The organism is Capnocytophaga sp. oral taxon 335 str. F0486, assembly GCF_000277665.1.
Lineage (GTDB): Bacteria > Bacteroidota > Bacteroidia > Flavobacteriales > Flavobacteriaceae > Capnocytophaga > Capnocytophaga ochracea.
This window is the reverse complement of record NZ_AKFR01000034.1, coordinates 203421-222162: the sequence shown is the minus strand read 5'-3', so window position 1 is coordinate 222162 and position 18742 is coordinate 203421. Positions and strand designations below refer to the sequence as shown.

At 39.3% G+C, this 18742-nt stretch carries 15 protein-coding genes; 11 read left to right on the top strand and 4 right to left on the bottom strand.

Features of this window, described 5'->3' with window-relative positions; translation table 11 throughout:
• The first annotated feature begins 30 nt into the window (after window positions 1–30).
• From HMPREF1320_RS09215 to HMPREF1320_RS09205, 3 genes are all read left to right on the top strand, one after another.
• Entirely contained in the window at window positions 31–582 is a 552-nt protein-coding gene (locus HMPREF1320_RS09215) for a DUF4199 domain-containing protein (protein ID WP_009418447.1), read from the top strand.
• A 422-nt stretch (window positions 583–1004) separates the two neighbouring features.
• On the top strand, window positions 1005–2144 hold the full coding sequence (locus HMPREF1320_RS09210; RefSeq protein ID WP_034554464.1) for a heparan-alpha-glucosaminide N-acetyltransferase domain-containing protein: 1140 nt from the start codon (window positions 1005–1007) through the stop codon (window positions 2142–2144).
• A complete protein-coding gene (locus HMPREF1320_RS09205) occupies window positions 2141–4042 on the top strand; it encodes a S9 family peptidase (protein ID WP_009418372.1) in 1902 nt (633 codons plus the stop codon). The genes HMPREF1320_RS09210 and HMPREF1320_RS09205 overlap by 4 nt, the downstream gene beginning before the upstream one ends.
• 46 nt (window positions 4043–4088) lie before the next feature.
• Here the strand turns inward: HMPREF1320_RS09205 and cysK are convergent, their stop codons facing one another.
• Entirely contained in the window at window positions 4089–4997 is a 909-nt protein-coding gene (gene cysK, locus HMPREF1320_RS09200) for a cysteine synthase A (protein ID WP_002671722.1), read from the bottom strand.
• Window positions 4998–5082: 85 nt separating this feature from the next.
• A complete protein-coding gene (locus tag HMPREF1320_RS09195) occupies window positions 5083–5925 on the bottom strand; it encodes a serine O-acetyltransferase (protein ID WP_002671719.1) in 843 nt (280 codons plus the stop codon).
• A 549-nt stretch (window positions 5926–6474) separates the two neighbouring features.
• Here HMPREF1320_RS09195 and HMPREF1320_RS09190 point away from each other — a divergent pair.
• The 5 genes from HMPREF1320_RS09190 (at window position 6475) to HMPREF1320_RS09170 (ending at window position 14200) form a co-directional block, all read left to right on the top strand.
• Complete coding sequence (locus HMPREF1320_RS09190) at window positions 6475–9108, top strand: TonB-dependent receptor plug domain-containing protein (RefSeq protein WP_009418274.1); 2634 nt, start codon at window positions 6475–6477, stop codon at window positions 9106–9108.
• A gap of 30 nt (window positions 9109–9138) precedes the next feature.
• Window positions 9139–10347 carry a DUF4876 domain-containing protein gene (locus tag HMPREF1320_RS09185; protein WP_009418374.1) on the top strand — a complete coding sequence of 403 codons (1209 nt, stop codon included), beginning with the start codon at window positions 9139–9141 and terminating at the stop codon, window positions 10345–10347.
• A 94-nt stretch (window positions 10348–10441) separates the two neighbouring features.
• Window positions 10442–11950: a DUF6850 family outer membrane beta-barrel protein gene (locus tag HMPREF1320_RS09180; protein ID WP_232207545.1), complete on the top strand. Its 1509-nt coding sequence runs from the start codon at window positions 10442–10444 to the stop codon at window positions 11948–11950.
• Window positions 11951–12556: 606 nt separating this feature from the next.
• Window positions 12557–13501, top strand: coding sequence for a ribose-phosphate pyrophosphokinase (locus HMPREF1320_RS09175; RefSeq protein ID WP_009418739.1), 945 nt, complete (start codon window positions 12557–12559; stop codon window positions 13499–13501).
• Window positions 13502–13600: 99 nt separating this feature from the next.
• Entirely contained in the window at window positions 13601–14200 is a 600-nt protein-coding gene (locus tag HMPREF1320_RS09170) for a 50S ribosomal protein L25/general stress protein Ctc (RefSeq protein WP_034554463.1), read from the top strand.
• Between the two features lie 103 nt (window positions 14201–14303).
• Here the strand turns inward: HMPREF1320_RS09170 and HMPREF1320_RS09165 are convergent, their stop codons facing one another.
• Together HMPREF1320_RS09165 and HMPREF1320_RS09160 are read right to left on the bottom strand one after the other, a co-directional pair.
• Entirely contained in the window at window positions 14304–15047 is a 744-nt protein-coding gene (locus tag HMPREF1320_RS09165; protein WP_009418450.1) for a class I SAM-dependent methyltransferase, read from the bottom strand.
• Between the two features lie 22 nt (window positions 15048–15069).
• Window positions 15070–15984, bottom strand: coding sequence for an NTF2 fold immunity protein (locus HMPREF1320_RS09160; RefSeq protein WP_009418432.1), 915 nt, complete (start codon window positions 15982–15984; stop codon window positions 15070–15072).
• 109 nt (window positions 15985–16093) lie between these two features.
• On the opposite strand from HMPREF1320_RS09160, the gene HMPREF1320_RS09155 reads away from it, so the two are divergent.
• From HMPREF1320_RS09155 to HMPREF1320_RS09145, 3 genes are all read left to right on the top strand, one after another.
• A complete protein-coding gene (locus HMPREF1320_RS09155) occupies window positions 16094–16870 on the top strand; it encodes a C40 family peptidase (RefSeq protein ID WP_009418334.1) in 777 nt (258 codons plus the stop codon).
• A gap of 227 nt (window positions 16871–17097) precedes the next feature.
• Window positions 17098–17799: a 4-hydroxy-tetrahydrodipicolinate reductase gene (dapB, locus tag HMPREF1320_RS09150; RefSeq protein WP_009418430.1), complete on the top strand. Its 702-nt coding sequence runs from the start codon at window positions 17098–17100 to the stop codon at window positions 17797–17799.
• Between the two features lie 99 nt (window positions 17800–17898).
• Window positions 17899–18729, top strand: a complete 831-nt coding sequence (locus tag HMPREF1320_RS09145) for a Cof-type HAD-IIB family hydrolase (protein ID WP_009418407.1) — start codon at window positions 17899–17901, stop codon at window positions 18727–18729.
• Window positions 18730–18742: the final 13 nt, after the last annotated feature.

Sequence of the window (18742 nt, the reverse complement as noted above, 5' to 3'; positions counted from 1 at the left end):
CTACTTTTGTGGCATTAACTTAAATATTCAATGTTTATGGAAACAAAAAATGTAAATTTCCTAAGTATTGCACTTAGAAACGGTATTTTATTAGGGGTTGCTTGTGTAGTTTTAAGCGTATTACTGTACGTAACTAACCTTTTGTACACTGGAAGTTTTTTGATAGGTGCTATCACTTGGCTATTGAATTTAGCTATCTGTGTAGTTTTTATCGTGATGGCTGTTCAGCAGTACAAAACGGCTAACGACGGGTTCTTAACTGTAGGAGAAGCTATTAAAGTGGGGGTAGTAACCGCTCTCGTGGGAGGGGTAATCGCTGCTATTTACAGTGTAATCTACACTACTGTTATTGACCCTAACTATTATGAAAAAGTAGTAGAGGTTACAATGGAAAAAATGAGTGCCTTTACCTCTAATTTCAGTGAAGAGCAAATGGAAGAGCTTCGCGAAAAAACACTTCAAAGCAAGCCTTCTGTGGTATGGACATTCTTTTCATCGATATTGGGCTCTGCCATTGGAGGGGTTATTATCTCGGCTATAGTAGGGACTGTGAAGAAGAAAGAACGCCCAATGCCTCTTTAGTAGTTAATGCCTTTCAATAGATAAAAACAACTGATTAACAGTAATAAAACTTTGCCAAAGATTGTAGCACAACAAGCTATTGAAACTTTGGTAAAGTTCTTTTATTATAAAAGAGCTAACATTGCTCGTTGCTTTTTGATACTATTAAGTCAAACACATAAAATTTCGTTTTAAAAAGAAGAAACAGAAATTGAAGCAAGTCAGTTTCAAAATTTTAAAAAAATCGGTAGCAAGCTACCTAAAATACTTTGCTAAAACCTTTCACACAAGGGAAAACCTCAATTTTTGTTTAATTCATAATGACGTAAGCCACACTTCTTTACTTATTAAATTCCGTGCGTTTTCCTTAGTTAGTTCTTAACTATTACTTGCTAATTGTTATTTATTTTGTACCTTTGCACCCTCTTTATGATATTAAGATTATGGAAAAAATAAAGAAATTCAGACTTGACTTCATAGATGTGATTCGCGCCTTTGCTATCTGTATGATGCTACAAGGGCATTTTATAAATGGACTACTTGCTGACCGCTACCGCGACGAAAATAACTTTATATACTGGCTATGGCACTACTGCACTGGTATTACCGCTCCTGTGTTCTTCACTGTTTCGGGGTTTATCTTCACTTTTTTATTGGTAAAAGAAAGTGATGCAACCAAAATAGGCTGGAATAACCCTCGCGTGAAGAAAGGTATTAGGCGTGGACTGATGCTCATCGGTATTGCTTACTTCTTGCGTATGAGTTTCCAAAGTGTAGATGTACTGCACTGTATTGGGCTTTCACTCTTGTTGCTCATCGCTACTTACTTACTTTCATATAACCGCAAGTCGTGGGTAATGCCTACGATATTACTCACCACTACCCTACTGGCGTTCACTTTTGAGCCTTTTTACAAGGATTTGCGCTTTGATTCACTACCCTTGCCGATTGCTAATTACCTGACTCGTGCACACGGTAGTTTCTTTCCTATTTTCCCTTGGTTTGGTTATGTGTCGTTTGGAGGGTTTATGGGATATCTATTTCAGCGATATAAAAATCACCCTCACCTATACCGTAATGCTATTCTGCTATTTCTAAGCGTAGGAGCATTCTTGTTGTGGGGTTTTCACTTTATGATAGAACAACTGTTCTATATTAACCATTCGCCATTTTTTGAGCAACTAATGCAGGATTTTGCTTATTTACGTTTGGGGAATGTGTTACTCGTGTTTGGTTTCTTTGCCCTAATGCGCAATGTGATTACTTCACAACTGATTAAAACTATTGGGCAAAACACCCTATCGATTTACGTTATACACTGCTTTATCATATACGGTAGTATTACCTCACACGGGCTTATACAGCACTTCGGAGGGCAGTTGAAACCTTATCAAGTGGTATTAGGAGCGCCTGCCTTTATAGCCGTGTGCGTATGGTTATCGTTTATTTACAACCGTATAAAACCTGTTATCAAATCGGGTATTGGCTTTGTATTAAAAGAAATCAGAGCGTTTTTAGTAGAGAGTTACCAATTTATTGTAAAACTATTAGGAAGGCTTGTTGCCTTATTTGTTAAGGAATGAAAAAACATCTTATTATTTTAGCTTCGGTTATGGCATTTAATAGCATACAAGCACAACAACCTCTCACCCCCGAAAAACTATGGGAACTACATCGCGTGAATGGTTTAGGTATTACCCCCGACCAGCAATATGTATTGGTGAGTGTGAGTACTCCAAATATAAAGGAAAATACTTTTAACAAAGAATACTATAAACTTGCCGTAAAAGGAGGTGTACCTATTCCTATAAGCAAAGAAGAGGTAGAAAAACTCACAGCTAAATACAATACCGATAAAAGCCTAAAACTCACTCATAAGGAAATAAAATTAAAGTCGGTTTTAGGGAAAGACTTCTATACCGACTTAGAAAAATCATCAGGAAAACTGTACAGTAGCTTAGACCACCGTCATTGGGATACGTGGAATGAAGGCAGTTACAATCACGTGATGATAGAAGATAGTAATGGTAAGCAAACCGATATAATGGAAGGACTGCCCTATTACTGTCCGCAGTTGCCTTTTGGAGGTGATGAGGATTATATATGGAGTCTCGACGGTAAAAAGGTACTTTATGTTACCAAAGCCAAAGTAGGTACTGATTATGTACTGAGCACTAATACTGATATCTATGAGTACGACCTCACCTCGAAAAAAACAACAAACCTCACCAAAGGAATGATGGGGTATGACACCAACCCTCAGTATAGCAAAGAAGGCGTACTTGCGTGGCTGAGTATGGCACACGACGGTAATGAAGCTGATAAAAACGACCTTTATATATTGAAGGACGGCAAGCGCATTAACCTTACAGCTAATTGGGATAATACTGTTTTCAGTTACCGATGGAGCAACGATGGGAAGCAAATATACCTAATTGCGGCTACCCAAGGAACAGAGCAAGTATTTGTAGTAGCTCCTTTTAGTAAAGATACCACCCCAAGACAACTCACACAAGGCGTTTTTGATGTGAATAGTATAGTAGGACAAGCAGGTGACCAATTGGTGGTGATGCGCACGGATATGAACCACGCAGCTGAACTGTATACTATCAATTTAAAAGAGAAAAAAGGACGCATAACACTATCACAGCTTTCACATTTTAATGATGAGCTATATAAAGGGATTGCTGAATGTCCTATTAAGGAGCGTATCATCAAAACTACTGACGGCAAGAGAATGCACGCTTGGGTAATTTACCCACCCAACTTTGACCCTAACAAGAAGTACCCTACCCTACTCTACTGCCAAGGAGGACCACAATCTGTTGTGAGTCAGTTTTACAGTTTCCGTTGGAACTTCCAAGTAATGGCTTCGCAAGGTTATATAGTGATAGCTCCCAACCGCAGAGGATTACCAGGCTTTGGGGTAGAATGGAATGCGGAAATTAGCGGAGATTGGGGCGGACAGCCTATGCGTGACTACCTATCGGCTATTGATGATATTGCTAAGGAACCTTATGTAGACAAAGAACGATTGGGAGCTATAGGAGCCAGCTACGGAGGATATTCAATCTACTACTTAGCAGGTATTCACCAAAAACGCTTTAAGACGTTTATTGCCCATTGCGGAGTATTCAACTTACAAAGTATGTATGGCACTACCGAAGAGCTCTTCTTCAACAACAACGAAATAGGAGGTGCTTATTGGGATAAAAAGAACGCTGTAGCGCAAAAATCGTATAAAGAGTTTAATCCTATAGAAAAGATTACAGAATGGGACACCCCTATTCTCATCATTCACGGAGGGAAAGACTACCGAGTACCCGAAGAACAGGGATTCCAAGCCTTTACAGCAGCTCAACTGAGAGGCATCAAAAGTGAGTTACTTTATTTTCCTGATGAGAACCACTGGGTATTACAACCTCAGAATGGACTCTTATGGCAGAGAACGTTCTTCAAATGGCTAAAAGAAACATTATAAAGCTAAAAGAGGCTATCCTAATCGGATAGCCTCTTTTTTCTATATATTAGAAGAGTCCTTCTACTGACCAATAGCGTTCGCCTGTATCATAGTTTACAGTAAGGACACGTGCCTTAGGGTCTTTTTTGAGTACTTTGGCTACGGCTGCCAAAGAAGCTCCCGTAGAAATACCAGCTAAGATACCTTCTTCTTTCGCTAACTTGCGGGCATATTCAAAAGCCTCATCTTTACTTATTAATAGAATATCATCTACAAGCTTAGCATCATAGTTCTTTGGCACAAAACCAGCGCCTATCCCTTGTAGAGGGTGAGGACCAGCTGCCCCTCCACTGAGTACGGGTGATAGTTCAGGTTCTACGGCTATGGTTTTAAGATGAGGGAAGTGTTGTTTAAGCACTTTGGATACCCCAGAAATATGTCCACCAGTACCGACTCCTGTTACAAAATAATCAAAGCCATCGGGGAAGGATTGCAAGATTTCTTGAGCAGTAGTGCGCTCGTGTACCTCAGGATTAGCAGGGTTCTCGAACTGTTGAGGCACCCAATAGTTAGGTTTACCTTCGGCTATTTCGAGGGCTTTGGCAATGGCACCTCCTGTTCCTTTTTCTTTTGGAGTTAATACAACCTCAGCTCCATAAGCCGATACCAGTTTACGGCGCTCTATACTCATAGATTCGGGCATTACCACAATGAGCTTATAACCTTTTACAGCAGCTACTAAGGCAAGTCCAACCCCTGTATTACCTGAGGTAGGCTCTACAATCACAGTATTTTTATTGAGGATACCTTTGTTTTCAGCATCTTCAATCATTGCGAGTGCGATACGGTCTTTAATACTACCGCCTGGGTTCAAGCGTTCTAACTTGATAAATACATTGGCATCTTTACCAAACAATCGATTAATTTTCACTTCGGGAGTACGCCCGATAAGTTCTAAAACATTTTTGTACAACATTATATAATTATTTATTAGTTACGTGTTTGTTAATGGTTAGTGGTTAATGATTAGTGAATTGGTATTAGGGACTAATGTTTAAAGACTAAATTACAAAATTAATAGGTTCTTCATACACTTCGTTGTCTTTTACTATAATTTGACTCTTGTGAAAAACTTTAGTAAAAGGTTCTATACTATGGGTAAGCCATACGTTTCCACCAATAACACTATCGTGACCTATTACGGTTTCACCCCCTAAGATTGTGGCACCTGAGTAAATTACCACATTGTCTTGAATAGTGGGATGACGCTTAGTATGAGCCTTATCTACCGATACTGAGAGTGCCCCTAAGGTAACCCCTTGATATACTTTTACGTGGTTACCTATAACCGTAGTTTCACCAATAACGATAGCCGTACCGTGGTCTATCATAAAAGGGACGCCAATGGTTGCTCCTGGGTGAATGTCGATACCTGTTTTGCTATGGGCGTATTCGGTGAGTATACGGGGCAAGAGTGGTACTTCGCGCGTCCATAGTTCGTGAGCGATACGATATACCATAATAGCAAAGAAACCAGGATAGGTAACTTGTACTTCTCTCAGAGAGGTAGCTGCTGGGTCACTATCGATAAAATACTGAGCATCTTGTTTTAATTGAGCATAAATTGTGGGCAAAATACAATCGTAATAATCAGTCAGTTGCTCTTTTTGAGGTTCGTTTTGCAAAAAATCATCTACAATACTGATAAAATCATAACGCAATTCCTCATAGCGTGCTTCTATATTCGCTTTAGAGAGACAAGTACGCTCATCTATGAGAAATAAGAACTGAAAGAGTTCTTCTACAAAGGCGTTAATACGCTGTTTGCTTACGTGATGTTTGATATTTTTACTTTCTTGATAGAGTTCGATAATGAAACTCTCGGTGCAATTTACTTTTGTCATTATTATAAAAAAATAGCCCCACTACCTAATATGAGCAGTGGGGTGTTGTTATTTCGTTTACTAAAAAATATATATACTGATACTTTCAAGAAATAACGAGACTTGCACCGCTCACAGGGAAGGTGCAACACATCATCATTATTTGAAAAGTATACAGTTTCATACAGTACTATTCTATTAATCGGGGCAAAGGTAAGAATATTTTTCTAACTACCAAAGAAAAACTGAAATATTTTTATTTTTTTTTGTTGTACAAAAAGATATAATCGGAGTTCTAGGATTGTCTTAGAAAAGAGATGAAGAAGCAGAAAGATAACGAAGAGGAACGGAAAAGGTAATTCAGGTAAAAGATAAAAGATGAGAGGTAAAAGGTTAAATGTATTCGACGAGAGGTAATATAGTGGTGCAAAAGCGATTGAAAAAATAGTATTCTGTTATATTTAACAGATGTTAAATTAAGCATTTTTATAAGTTTGATATTAATATTATTTAGATTTGTTTTATATAATTCAAAAAAAGTACTATCTTTGCAGTCCGATTTAGTGAAGAATGAAAAGTGAAAAGAAATATACACAATCATTACGATACCAAAAGTTCATCTCTTTGGTACTCATTGCTTTTCCTATTTTTTGCTCAGCTCTTTACGCTCAAACTGCAACTCTCACCACTGTTTCTCCTACTACTATTTCTGACACTACACAGCCTATTCAGTTAGAAGAAGTGGTAGTAACTGCCAAAGAACTTCCTGCTCCTACCTCTACTTCGCTTATCGACCGCAAGGCTATGCAACACCTCCAGCCTTCCAGCTTTGCCGATTTGGTGAGTTTGCTCCCTGGTCGGCAAGTTACGACCCCCTCGTTAAATTATGCTAATACGCTCACTCTCAGGCAAACAGGAACGCCTATGGACGGCTATAGTATTTCCTCTTTAGGCGTAGGCTTCAATATTGATGGTGTTCCCTTAGATGTGAATAGCAATATGCAATCTACGGTAGGTACCGGAATGATTATCACCCCTCAATCGAATTACGCCGATAAGAAGCGCAACACTACCCGCTCGGGGGTAGATATGCGCACCATTGCTACCGATGATATTGAAACAGTGGAGATTATACGTGGTATTCCATCGGTGAAATTTGGTGACATCAGCAGTGGAGTAGTAACAATTCACCGCCAAAAAGGCTATACTCCCCTTAGGGCGCGAGCCAAAGCCGACGGTTTTAGCAAACTTTTCTATATAGGCAAAGGCTTCAGTTTTTCTGAAAATAGCCTCAAACTTAACTTCAGTTTGGATTATTTAGATTCCCAACCCGACCCGCGTAATAGCTTTGAAAACTACAAACGCTACACTGCTTCGGCTCGTGCCGAAAAACACTTCGATACCGAAAATCCGCTTACGTGGAATTTCAGCATTGACTATACGGGCACTATCGACAAGGAAAAACGCGACCCCGATGTAGGTTTTGATCGCTATGATGCTTATCAATCTACTTACAACAATATCCGTATCGCTAATGGGCTGAGTTGGGAACTCCACAAAACATTCTTCAAAACATTGGTACTCAAAACTAGTTACTCGCAGAGTTTTGACCGTATTGAACAAGACAAATGGGTGCAAATCACCAATGCGCGCCCTGTCTTCACAAACACAGAAGCAGGTGAATTTTATGGGGCATTTTCCGACCCTAACTATGTGTCACACTTGCTCGTAGATGGTAAACCGCTACACCTTTATACCGACTTTGCAGCAGGAGGTTATAAACGTCTTGCAGGATTCCTTAACGAGTTTCTTATAGGGCTTACTTACAACTACAACAAAAACAACGGTCTGGGTCAGGTATACGATTTGGCGCACCCACCTTCACCCGAAATGACTACACGTCCGCGTGCTTTTAAGAGTATTCCCGCGATGCAGGATATGTCTTTTTATGTTGAAGAACAGTTAGAAAAAATCTTTTGGCATACCGATTTCTTCTTGCGTGCTGGTTTGCGTGCCAACACCCTTTTAGGACTCGATTCACGCTACGCATTGCATAACAAGGTGTGTTTCGACCCACGTGTGAATATGAAAGTTACTTTCCCTAAAATTGAGTTTGCTAACCAAAAAGCTCTCAGTATCAGTCTTACAGGTGGTTGGGGCAAGCATAGCAAACTCCCTACTCAAGAGATGCTTTACCCTCAAGAAAAATACGAAGATTTTGTTCAGCTAAATTACTATCACAACCAAAGGGCATACCGCCAATTACACTATAAAACGTATATTTTCCCGCAAGTGAACTACAGCATTATGCCCGCCGTGAACAGCAAAGCCGAAGTGCGCCTTGGCTTGGAATACGACCACCATTCGCTGTTTATCACCTATTTCGACGAGCGTATGCAATCGGGTTTTCGAAAGATGAGCGATTATCACAAGGTATTCTATAAAAAATACGATGCTACAGGGCTCAATCACAATACGATTACTGCCCCTCCTTTGGTAGAAAACCTGCCCTATACTGTGCAAGACGCCCTGATACTCTCAGATATGGAGAGCAATGGCTCAGCTATCGATAAACAAGGGGTGGAATTTCAGTACAGTAGCAAGCGCCTACAATTGCTCAACACTCGCTTTACCCTTAGTGGCGCGTGGTTTCACAGCTTGTATTACAACTCATTGCCTGTATATCGTCCTGCCGATAAAGATATCATTAACAACCGCAAATATTACAATCTGGGAGTATATCCTGAAATGGAGAAGTACGACTGTGAACAGTTACAAACCAGTCTCGTAGCCGACACTTACCTTCCTGAACTGCATCTCATCACCTCTGTGCGTTGCGACCTCACTTGGTATGTTATCAACAGCAGTCCATCTCTTAGTCGTGTGCCCACTCACTACATCAGTGAAGATGGTGTGCGTCACCCATATACAGCGACAGAAGCAAGTGATCCCGTATTGCAATGGCTCATACGCCCTACAACTATAAGTCTCAGTGATAGAACTCCACTATCAATGAACATACATCTGAAAATATCAAAAGAATTTTATAAATACTTTACCCTTTCGATATATGTAAACAATCTGTTCAACTTTTACGAGGACTACCGTGTGAACAGACAATACATCAACCGTCGCGGACTCATCAACCCCTATTTTGGAATGGAGATGAACATTTCTTTAGGGAAGAGTAAATTAGCAAATTAGTAAACTAGCAAATTAATAAATTAACATATTATGAGACATTTAAAACAACTTTTAGCTTTAGCACTTACTTTAGTGCTCCTAAACGCTTGTAAGAAGGATGATGATAATATCAACACCATTGTTACAACACGCAATCTTACCCTTCAGCTACAAAATCCTGATAAGGTAACCAATGTTCGGTATGGTACGCTCACCCTTACTCTTACAGAACTCAACAAGAATGAGAAAGTAGAACGTATTTTTACCAATCTTTCTCAAAATGAATTAACCCTTCCTCTTTTGATGGGAAGTTATGAACTGCGCATTGCCACCACTGCTACTTATACCCTTGATGGCAAGACCGTAGCAGGTGAACTCAGTGCTTTCGTTAGCAAAATAGATGTGCTTAGCGATAGCTCTTTTAAAATACCTTTATCTATCAAAGCTAAAGGTAATGACTTTATTATAGAAGAAATCTTTTTTGTTGGCACTTTAACTCCTGAAGGAAAACAATACTTTGGTGACCAGTATATCAAACTTTATAACAATACCGATAAGGTGCTTTACGCCGATGGTTTGGTATTAGCAGATTCTAAGTTTTTAACGGTAACGAAAAGAGATTACACTCCCAATATAATGAAAGAAGCCTTTGCAGTAGAAGGTATGGTGCAAATACCTGGTACAGGCACTCAATATCCCGTGCAACCAGGTGCTTCTATTGTTATTGCTGAACAAGGAATTAACCATAAAGAAAACAATCCTAATTCTTTAGATTTGAGCAAAGCTAACTTTGAGAATTATTACCCTCCAAGAGTAAAAGATATAGATAGCCCTACTGTTACCAATAATATCAATTTGTATGGTATTCTCATATTCAATAATCGAGGTAATAGAAGCTATGTGATAGCGCGTTTTCCAGAAGGTACTGCTACTTCTACTCTTAGATATGACTATGAATATGAAGTTAATGTTAAAGGTAAAATAGTTAAGAAGACAGGAAGTACGTTGAAAATTCCTAATGAGTGGATAGTAGATGCCGTAAATCTAAGTACTGAAAAAGGTTTTGAATGGTTGGTGACCGATACTTCTTTGGATTCAGGCTATACTTATGTAACTAAAGATGAGGAAGACAAAACTCGTTATGGCAAATCTGTACGCCGTAAGGTTCTTTCTGAAAACAATGGTAAGCCTATCTTTAAAGATACTAACAACTCTACTGAAGATTTTGAAATCCTCACTACACCTACACTTAAAAAGTGAAAAGTGAAATATTGCTTTTGCAGATTTAACTTTGCCAAAGTTAAACTTTGGCAAAGTTTGTAGCGTTTTTTATTGACAAATCAATGAATTAGAATTGACACATCGTCCACTCAACATATTATTTTTATTTTTTCTCTGCGAGATGATTGCTTGGGGGCAAGACACTATTGATACTCTCCTGCTGAAACTGAAAGAGCAACAAAGTGTTCAACGCATTTACAACACTTACTTTCAGAATCCGGCAACAATGACAGATTGGGGGAAATATCGCTTTTCGTCGGTGCAAACGACTTACGAGGGAAGCGATAAGCAGGCGTATGCCCAGCAGTATCCTGAAGGTCATACTGCTTTCTCAGTAAAGGCGAGCTCTTATTTTCCTTATGACAGCACGCGTACACTTTGGGGTGATGCGTCGTATATAAATCGAACCCTAAAGCACATTCGCTGGAACGAGTCGTTAGATGGTGAGTTGCTGTATCCTTACTTCACTGCTGATGCTATAGGGGGAGATTTGCACAGCGAACAATACGCCTTTACGGGTGGTTTTGCCAAACAATGGCAACGCCTGCATTGGGGTATCTCCTTGAATTACCAAGCTGAATTAGCAAGTAGGGATAAAGACCCGCGTCCTAAGGATATTACTTCGCAATTGCAATTGCAATCGGGTTTTATGTGGAAGGTAATGCAGTGGAAGATGGGTGTTTATGGCACTTTTGTGAAATATACCCAATCAAACGAACTGAGGTTCTTTAACGAATTAGGGGTGCCTACAGTGTATCACCTCAATGGCTTGGGGTATTACAACCATTTGCTGAAAGGCAATAAACTGAGGGCTTTTTACGAAGGTTATGGTTATGGTGGAGGAATGACAATCAGCAGGACGGACGACTTTTTTCTCACAGGGGATTACCATCAACTGACGATTGAGAAGTATATGACTGATGATAATGGGATTGTTGCAGTAACCCTGACCAATAGGGTACTCAATACAGAACTTACCAAATTGTTCCGTCGTGCTCACTATCACTACGGATTTAAATTAGGATATTATCAGCAAAGTAAAAAGGGCGTAGAGCCTATCCTCTCGGGGCGCAATAACAATTGGACAGAGGTTATTGCGAAGAACAAAAACTATACCCTTAAATGCGAGCAATATCAGTTAGGTGTGCTTTTTGGTTTCGACAATGCTGTGCAGTATCGTATAATGCCTTATGTGAGTTATGAAACTTATCGTGAGGATTATACTTTGGTGAGGAGTTTTCAGCATTTTGATTATATGAATGTTGGAATGACGATAAGTGTTGTAGCACCCTTAGGGGAGAAGAGTATAGGGGTAACAGGCGTGCAGTATCGGTATCGGAAAGTATTACACGAGAATTATCTATTGCGCAATGACCGCAATGAAACTGAGCTCAGCGCAATGCTTTTGCACAATGCCCGCTTTCTTGCTTCAGATAGACAGCGTTTTGAGGTGAGTTTGCAATACCATCACAAACTTTCGCCTTCATTAAGCTATTTTGTAGGGTTTAACAGTGAAATAGGAGTATTTACGAGTCAAAAAGTGAATACTTTTCATCAATTTAGTTTAGGACTCACTTTCTGAGCTTGATGTAAGGGGGAGTGCTATGCGAGCAGTGGGTTATTAATTAGGAAATTAGAAAATGAGGAAATTAGGAAATGTGGAAATTAGTTGGAGAATTTCGGAGAGACTCAGGGAAGGAGTTTAGACTTCGGAGGAAAACGAAAAATATCAGAAGTAGACTGAGAGGAATTTTTAAGGGAAAAGGATATTAGGAGGGTGTGGTTAGCTTATAGAGAGCTTATAGGAAGCTTATACGAATCTTGGACGATTGGTATAGAAAGGGTATATAAGTAATTGATTAATAGTGTAATACAACAACGCTAAAAATGTTAAAAACAGGGTTTCGAGACGAAAGAAAGAGAAATAGGTGATAGGACTTAGGCCGTAGGTACTAGGAGGGAGTATGACGGAAAAAGGAAGAAACGACGAGTGACAAATGAGAAATGACAAAAGTAGTGGGAGAGTGTAATTGGTGCAACAAGAGATAAACAAAAAGGTAAAGCGAGGTATGTTTTGGCTCATAAAATAAAAAAACACATCAAGATACTTGCAATTACGATTAATATTCGTACCTTTGCACCCTGAAAAGTTAGAAGTTTTTATACCTTAATACATTTAGTGATAAAAATGTTTAGTGAAACCACCCCTAATTCAAAAATCTTTGCTTGCTCTAAAAGCATAGAGCTGGCTGAGAAAATTGCGCAAAAATACGGTACTCAGCTCGGTGAAGTTAAACTTTCTTATTATAGTGATGGTGAATTTCAGCCCTCTTATGAAGAATCGATTAGAGGGGCACGCGTTTTCTTAATATGCTCTACTTTCCCTAATTCGGATAACTTGATGGAGCTTTTACTAATGATTGACGCTGCCAAACGCGCTTCGGCAAGGCATATCACAGCAGTAATGCCTTACTTTGGGTGGGCTCGCCAAGATAGGAAAGATAAACCCAGAGTGCCAATAGGGGCAAAATTGGTGGCTAATCTTTTGCAAGCGGCAGGTGCTACTCGTATTATGACGATGGACTTGCACGCTGACCAAATTCAAGGATTCTTTGAGCGCCCTGTAGACCATCTTTTTGCTTCGAGCATTTTCTTGCCTTATTTACAGGGGTTGCACTTAGACAATTTGTGTATTGCTTCGCCCGATATGGGAGGCTCTAAAAGGGCTTATGCTTATTCTAAGTTCTTGAAATGTGATGTGGTGATTTGCTATAAACAGCGCAAACAAGCCAATGTGATTGAAACAATGGAGCTCATAGGTGAAGTAGAGGGTAAAAACGTAGTATTGGTAGACGATATGGTAGACACGGCAGGTACTTTGGTGAAAGCTGCCCAACTGATGAAGGACAGAGGAGCTGTAAGTGTAAGAGCGGTGGCTACTCACCCTATACTGAGCGGGAACGCATATGAGCGCATAGAGAATTCGGCTTTAGAAGAGCTTATCGTGACTGATTCGATTCCACTAAAGCAGCCTTCGAGCAAAATAAAAGTACTGAGTTGTGCTGATCTTTTTGCTGATGTAATGCATCGCGTACATCACAACGAGCCTATCAGTTCTAAATTTATAATGTAGCAAGGTGAAAGGTAAAAAGTAAAAGGTAAGCATTGATGTTTAATATCTAACAAAACCTAACACCTAAGAACAAGTAACTTAATAATTATTTATAAATAAATGAAATCAATTACAATCAGAGGATCTCAAAGAGAAAGCGTGGGCAAAGCTGCAAGCAAAGCCTTACGTAATGCTGGACAGGTTCCTTGCGTACTATACGGGGGAGACAATGTTCTGCATTTTTCAGCACCTGAATTAGCATTCAAAAACATCGTGTACACTCCTAACGTATACACCGCTGCGATTGAATTGAATGGTAAAACCTATAACGCCATTCTGCAAGACATTCAGTTTGACCCTGTATCTGATAAAATTATCCACATCGATTTTTATCAGCTTCACAAAGACAAAGAAATCACTATTGAAGTGCCAATTCAAATTGAGGGAACTTCACCAGGTATTATGGCTGGGGGTACTTTGCGTATTGTGAACCGCAAACTAAAAGTAAAAGCTCTTCCTGACAATTTACCTGATTTTGTTCCTGTAGATATTTCGGGCTTAGAAATGGGTAACAAGCTATACGTTACTAAATTAGCACAAGATAAATACAAGATTATGCACCCAGATAATACTGTGGTTTGCCAGGTGAGAGTATCACGTGCTGCAATGAAAGCCGCACAAGATGCTGCAAAAGCTGAAAAAGCTGCCACTAAGAAATAACTTTTAACAAATAGACTTTCTACAAAAAAGCCATAACAAACAATTGTTTGTTATGGCTTTTATATTGCAGTTTAGCAAGTTCTCTTTTTCTCATAGCATTCATTTAGTTACTTTTTCTAAAAGTAATACCATAAAATTTATTATCCCAAAACAATTCTGTTTTCTTTTCAGCCACTGAAGTAGGAATACATTGTTCTATGGCATTCAAATCGACTGTTTTGTCTTCAAAATAAGATTTGGAGAAGACACTTTTCTTGTATTGGGTCTGCACAAAGTCGGCTGTTTCATCTGCAATAAGCAATTTGCTTCCTGCTTTAGCCACTCTAAGCATTTCACTCATTGCACGAGTTTTGTCGTTAAAAAAGTTAATGCCCCCAATGTGAAAAACAATATCAAAGGTATTATCAGCAAAAGGAAGATCTTCAGCGGGGCATTGTACAAGCGTTAAATTAGTCTTCTTTTGCATTTTTTTCTTGCACTTTTTGAGCATTCCCATCGAAATATCAACTCCTACAAGGTCTATCGTTTTCAAATCAATCCCTTGTGGCAGGTAATGCAAGTCAGCTCCTGTACCTATGGAAACATAAAGTACCGAAATATTGTTCTTCCATTCCAAACGGCTTATCAACTCGGTACGTAGATGGTCAATAGCGTGTCCATACTTGAGTCTTCCTATCCATTTCTCTCCAAAATCATAGAAAAAAGACATCCAATCGTACATTTTCATATACTTTTGGTTATCTCCACTAATGAAATAGTCATTCATATAGCACAAAATACCATTTTCTTGTTTCAAATCTTCTACTTTTATATCAGATTTTAGCTTTTGAGATATATCTGTCATCATACTTATTTATTTAAATTGAGTTTTATAATCCGTATTTTTCCCAGCCTCCATCACGCCATTGGCACTCGTCAATCTTCCATATACCATCTTTTCGGATAATCAGGAAGCGATACTGAAAGTTTAACTCGTCTTGGGTGTAAATATATATCTTATTCTTGGTAAGGGTTTCACTATCTATAATTTGATGATTGCCATAGGTCCCACCTTTTGTCATAGAAAAGCTAATCCACTCAGGACGATAGCCTATGCGGCGTTTGTCGGTGCAATATTTTTTAAAAATCGTTTTACATTTTTCTTCTATCAAAAGGTCATCCTCTTCTGTTTCATCATTTTTTGTAGCGAATTCTTCCCACTGGGTCATCGCCGAGAAAAAGTCCAAAAGCAATTGCTTTACTACGGGTAAATCATCGGCAGGGGGCGCCGTACGCTTCTTTTTTCCTGCGGTGCGTTGGGCTTGCTCAAAGGTTTTTATTTGTTCCTCGCTGAAAAACTTATCGAGATAGAACTTTATTCTGCTATAATGCGCCACAGCCATTAACCCCTCGAAAGAGATGCGGGTACGGCGCAATGAAATAGACTTCAAGCGAGGCACTTGCAAGACAATTTTCAAGTTTTCATCGGTTACGGGGCAACCGTCCAACGAAATGTGGTCAACAGGTTTCTCGACAAAGTATTTGAAGCCTTCACCTGTAACTTGTTTATTACCTTCTAAGAAAAGGAGTTTTAGTTTGGGCAAAGTAGCCAAGTATTTGAGGGCTTCATCAGTAATATCCGTATTGATAAAACCCATATTTACTAAGGATTTTACTTGTACTATCTGCTCTACCATCGCATCGGTGAGGGCAACGTCTTTATAATGATGTCCTTTGCAAAAGCGCTCTTCGGTTACTTCTTTTAAAGCGGCTTCTAAGGTAATAGCGTGTTTGTAAGCTGCCATAGTAATGTGATTGTTATGAGTGCAAAAGTAGACAAAATAGCATTTAAAAACAAAAAAATATGAATAGTTTCTTGTTAATACTTAATTATTTGCTATCTTTGCGGGCGTGATGAATATGAAGATATTAGAAACACCTTATGGAATATGCCATTTGAGCGTTGTTCCCGTACGTTTAGAGCCCTTTGAGGGGGCTGAGATGATTACGCAATTACTCTTCGGAGAGTTGTTGCAAGTAATTGATAAAGAAGAGCATTGGAGCTATGTACGCTTGCTGTTCGACAATATTGAAGGCTGGGTAGCTAACAGTCAGTTTACGGAAATTTCGGATAAAGACTACAAAAAATCTCTAAAAAAGAAAGAAAAATACGCTCACCGATGGATTACAAAACTCCGTTTGAAAACTGGAGACAACCTCTTTCTACACATACCCAAAGGTGCTACCTTTTCTCACAATCATCTATTACAAACTTCACAATCTACCCAAAGAATACCTCATCAAGGCATTATTCCCACTGCTTTGGAATATTTAAACGTGCCTTTCTTAACAGGAGGCAAAACTCCCTTTGGGATAGATGCCGCCGGACTGGTGCAAATGGTTTTCAAACTCAACGGCATACACCTACCTCGTACGGCTAAAAAACAGGCTACTTGTGGTGTTTCTCTTAGTTTTATAGAAGAATGCCAAGCAGGTGATTTAGCTTTTTTTGACGACGAAGAAGGCAATATCATTCACGTGGGCATTCTCTTAGGCGACAACAGGATTATTCACTCTTTTGGCAAAGTGCGCATCGACCGTTTAGATCATATCGGTATTTTTAATAGTGAACTGCGCAATTACACTCACCAACTACGACTCTTGCGAAGAATCTCAACGACTGAAAAGTAGTATAAATTCAAGATTCCTACATCTTAGGTTCGTTTATCGTTCATCTGTTCGTGCAGTTCGTACCGTCTTTTGTTCGTCTTTTGTTCGTCTTTTGTTCGTCTTTTGTTCGTCTGCCCGTGCGGCTCGCACCGTCTTTTGTTCGTTCATTGTTTATCTGTCTGTCTTGCTACTACTACTTCGCGTGTTTTAACAGAAGAAATAAAATATTTAATTTATAATAGTCAATTATGAAAATAGCTTTACTCGGATATGGCAAAATGGGTAAAACCATTGAACAAATAGCCATCGCTCACGGACACGAAATCGTGTTAAAAATAGATAATGCCGAAACTTCTTACGACATTACAATAGCCGATGTGGCTATAGAATTCAGCACCCCCAGCAGTGCCTTTGCTAATATTAGTAACTGTCTCACACACAAAGTACCCGTGATTGCAGGTACTACCGGTTGGTTAGCCCAATACAACGAGGCAGTAGCTTTGTGCCAAAAGCACCAAACCGCTTTTCTCTACACCTCTAATTTCAGTATAGGGGTAAATGTATTCTTCGCACTGAACAAAACCTTAGCCAAACTGATGGCTAAACTCAAAGACTATGACGTAGCTATCGAAGAAATTCACCACACTCAAAAGCTCGATGCTCCCAGCGGTACTGCGATTACTTTGGCAGAAAGTATTATCGCTGAAACTGATAAAACAGGTTGGCATTTAAACACAGCTACCGAGAACGAAATCCCTATCGTAGCCAAGCGCATAGATAGTGTCCCAGGCACTCATATCATTACCTATACCAGTGAGGTAGACACCATAGAAATCAAACATACCGCTCACAATCGCAAAGGCTTTGCTCTCGGTGCTGTTATGGCAGCCGAATGGATTGTAGGTAAGCGAGGAGTATTTACGATGAACGATGTACTCAATCTTCATTAAGCGTATTTTTTAATCAAAAAACTACTTATCTTAAAAAAAGGCATTATCTTTGCACTCTAATAACTCATAATTTTTAACATAGGACTCTTAACTAAAAGAATGTATAAAATTATCTTTTCTGATATCGATGGCACTCTATTAAGTGGTTCGCGAACCCTTACGCAGAACACCATTCACGAAGTAAAACAACTGAAAGACAAAATACCTTTCATTTTAGTATCTTCACGTATGCCTGAGCAAATGTATCACATACAAAAAGACTTAGGCATCGCAGGCTTACCACTTATCGCTTATAATGGCGGACTAGTGCTCAATGGCGAAAAGGTACTGCACTCTACTACTATCCCCTACCCTATTCTCAAAGAAGTAGTCGCTCTCAACGAACAAGAATTCAATGCCCAGATACACGTCAGTTTTTACTATAACGACGAGTGGTATGTACCCGCTAACGATGAATGGGCACAACGTGAAGAAACAATTACCAAAGTAACTCCTACCGTGCGACCTAATCGCGAAGTACTTACTGAGTGGAAACAAGCAGGACACGGCGCTCACAAGCTAATGTTGATGGGAGAAGAAACTCTTATAGAGCAAATGTTCAGGCTACTAAACGAGAGATATACAGAGGTAATGCAAATCTATCGCGGTAGAGAAACTTATATAGAACTATCAGATATCAGTGTTTCTAAACTCACAGGAGTGAAAATAGTATCAAACGAGATTTATCACTTGCCTTTGAGCGAAGCAATAGCTTTTGGCGATAACTATAACGATTTGGAGATGCTCAAAGGCGTAGGTTGTGGCGTAGCAGTTGCTAATGCTCGCGACGAAGTAAAAGCAGTAGCCAAATACATAACACTTCACCACTCCAAAGACGGTGTGGCAACATTCTTAAAACAGTTAAGAGAACAAAAAGTAATGAACCTTTAAACGTTAATCATTC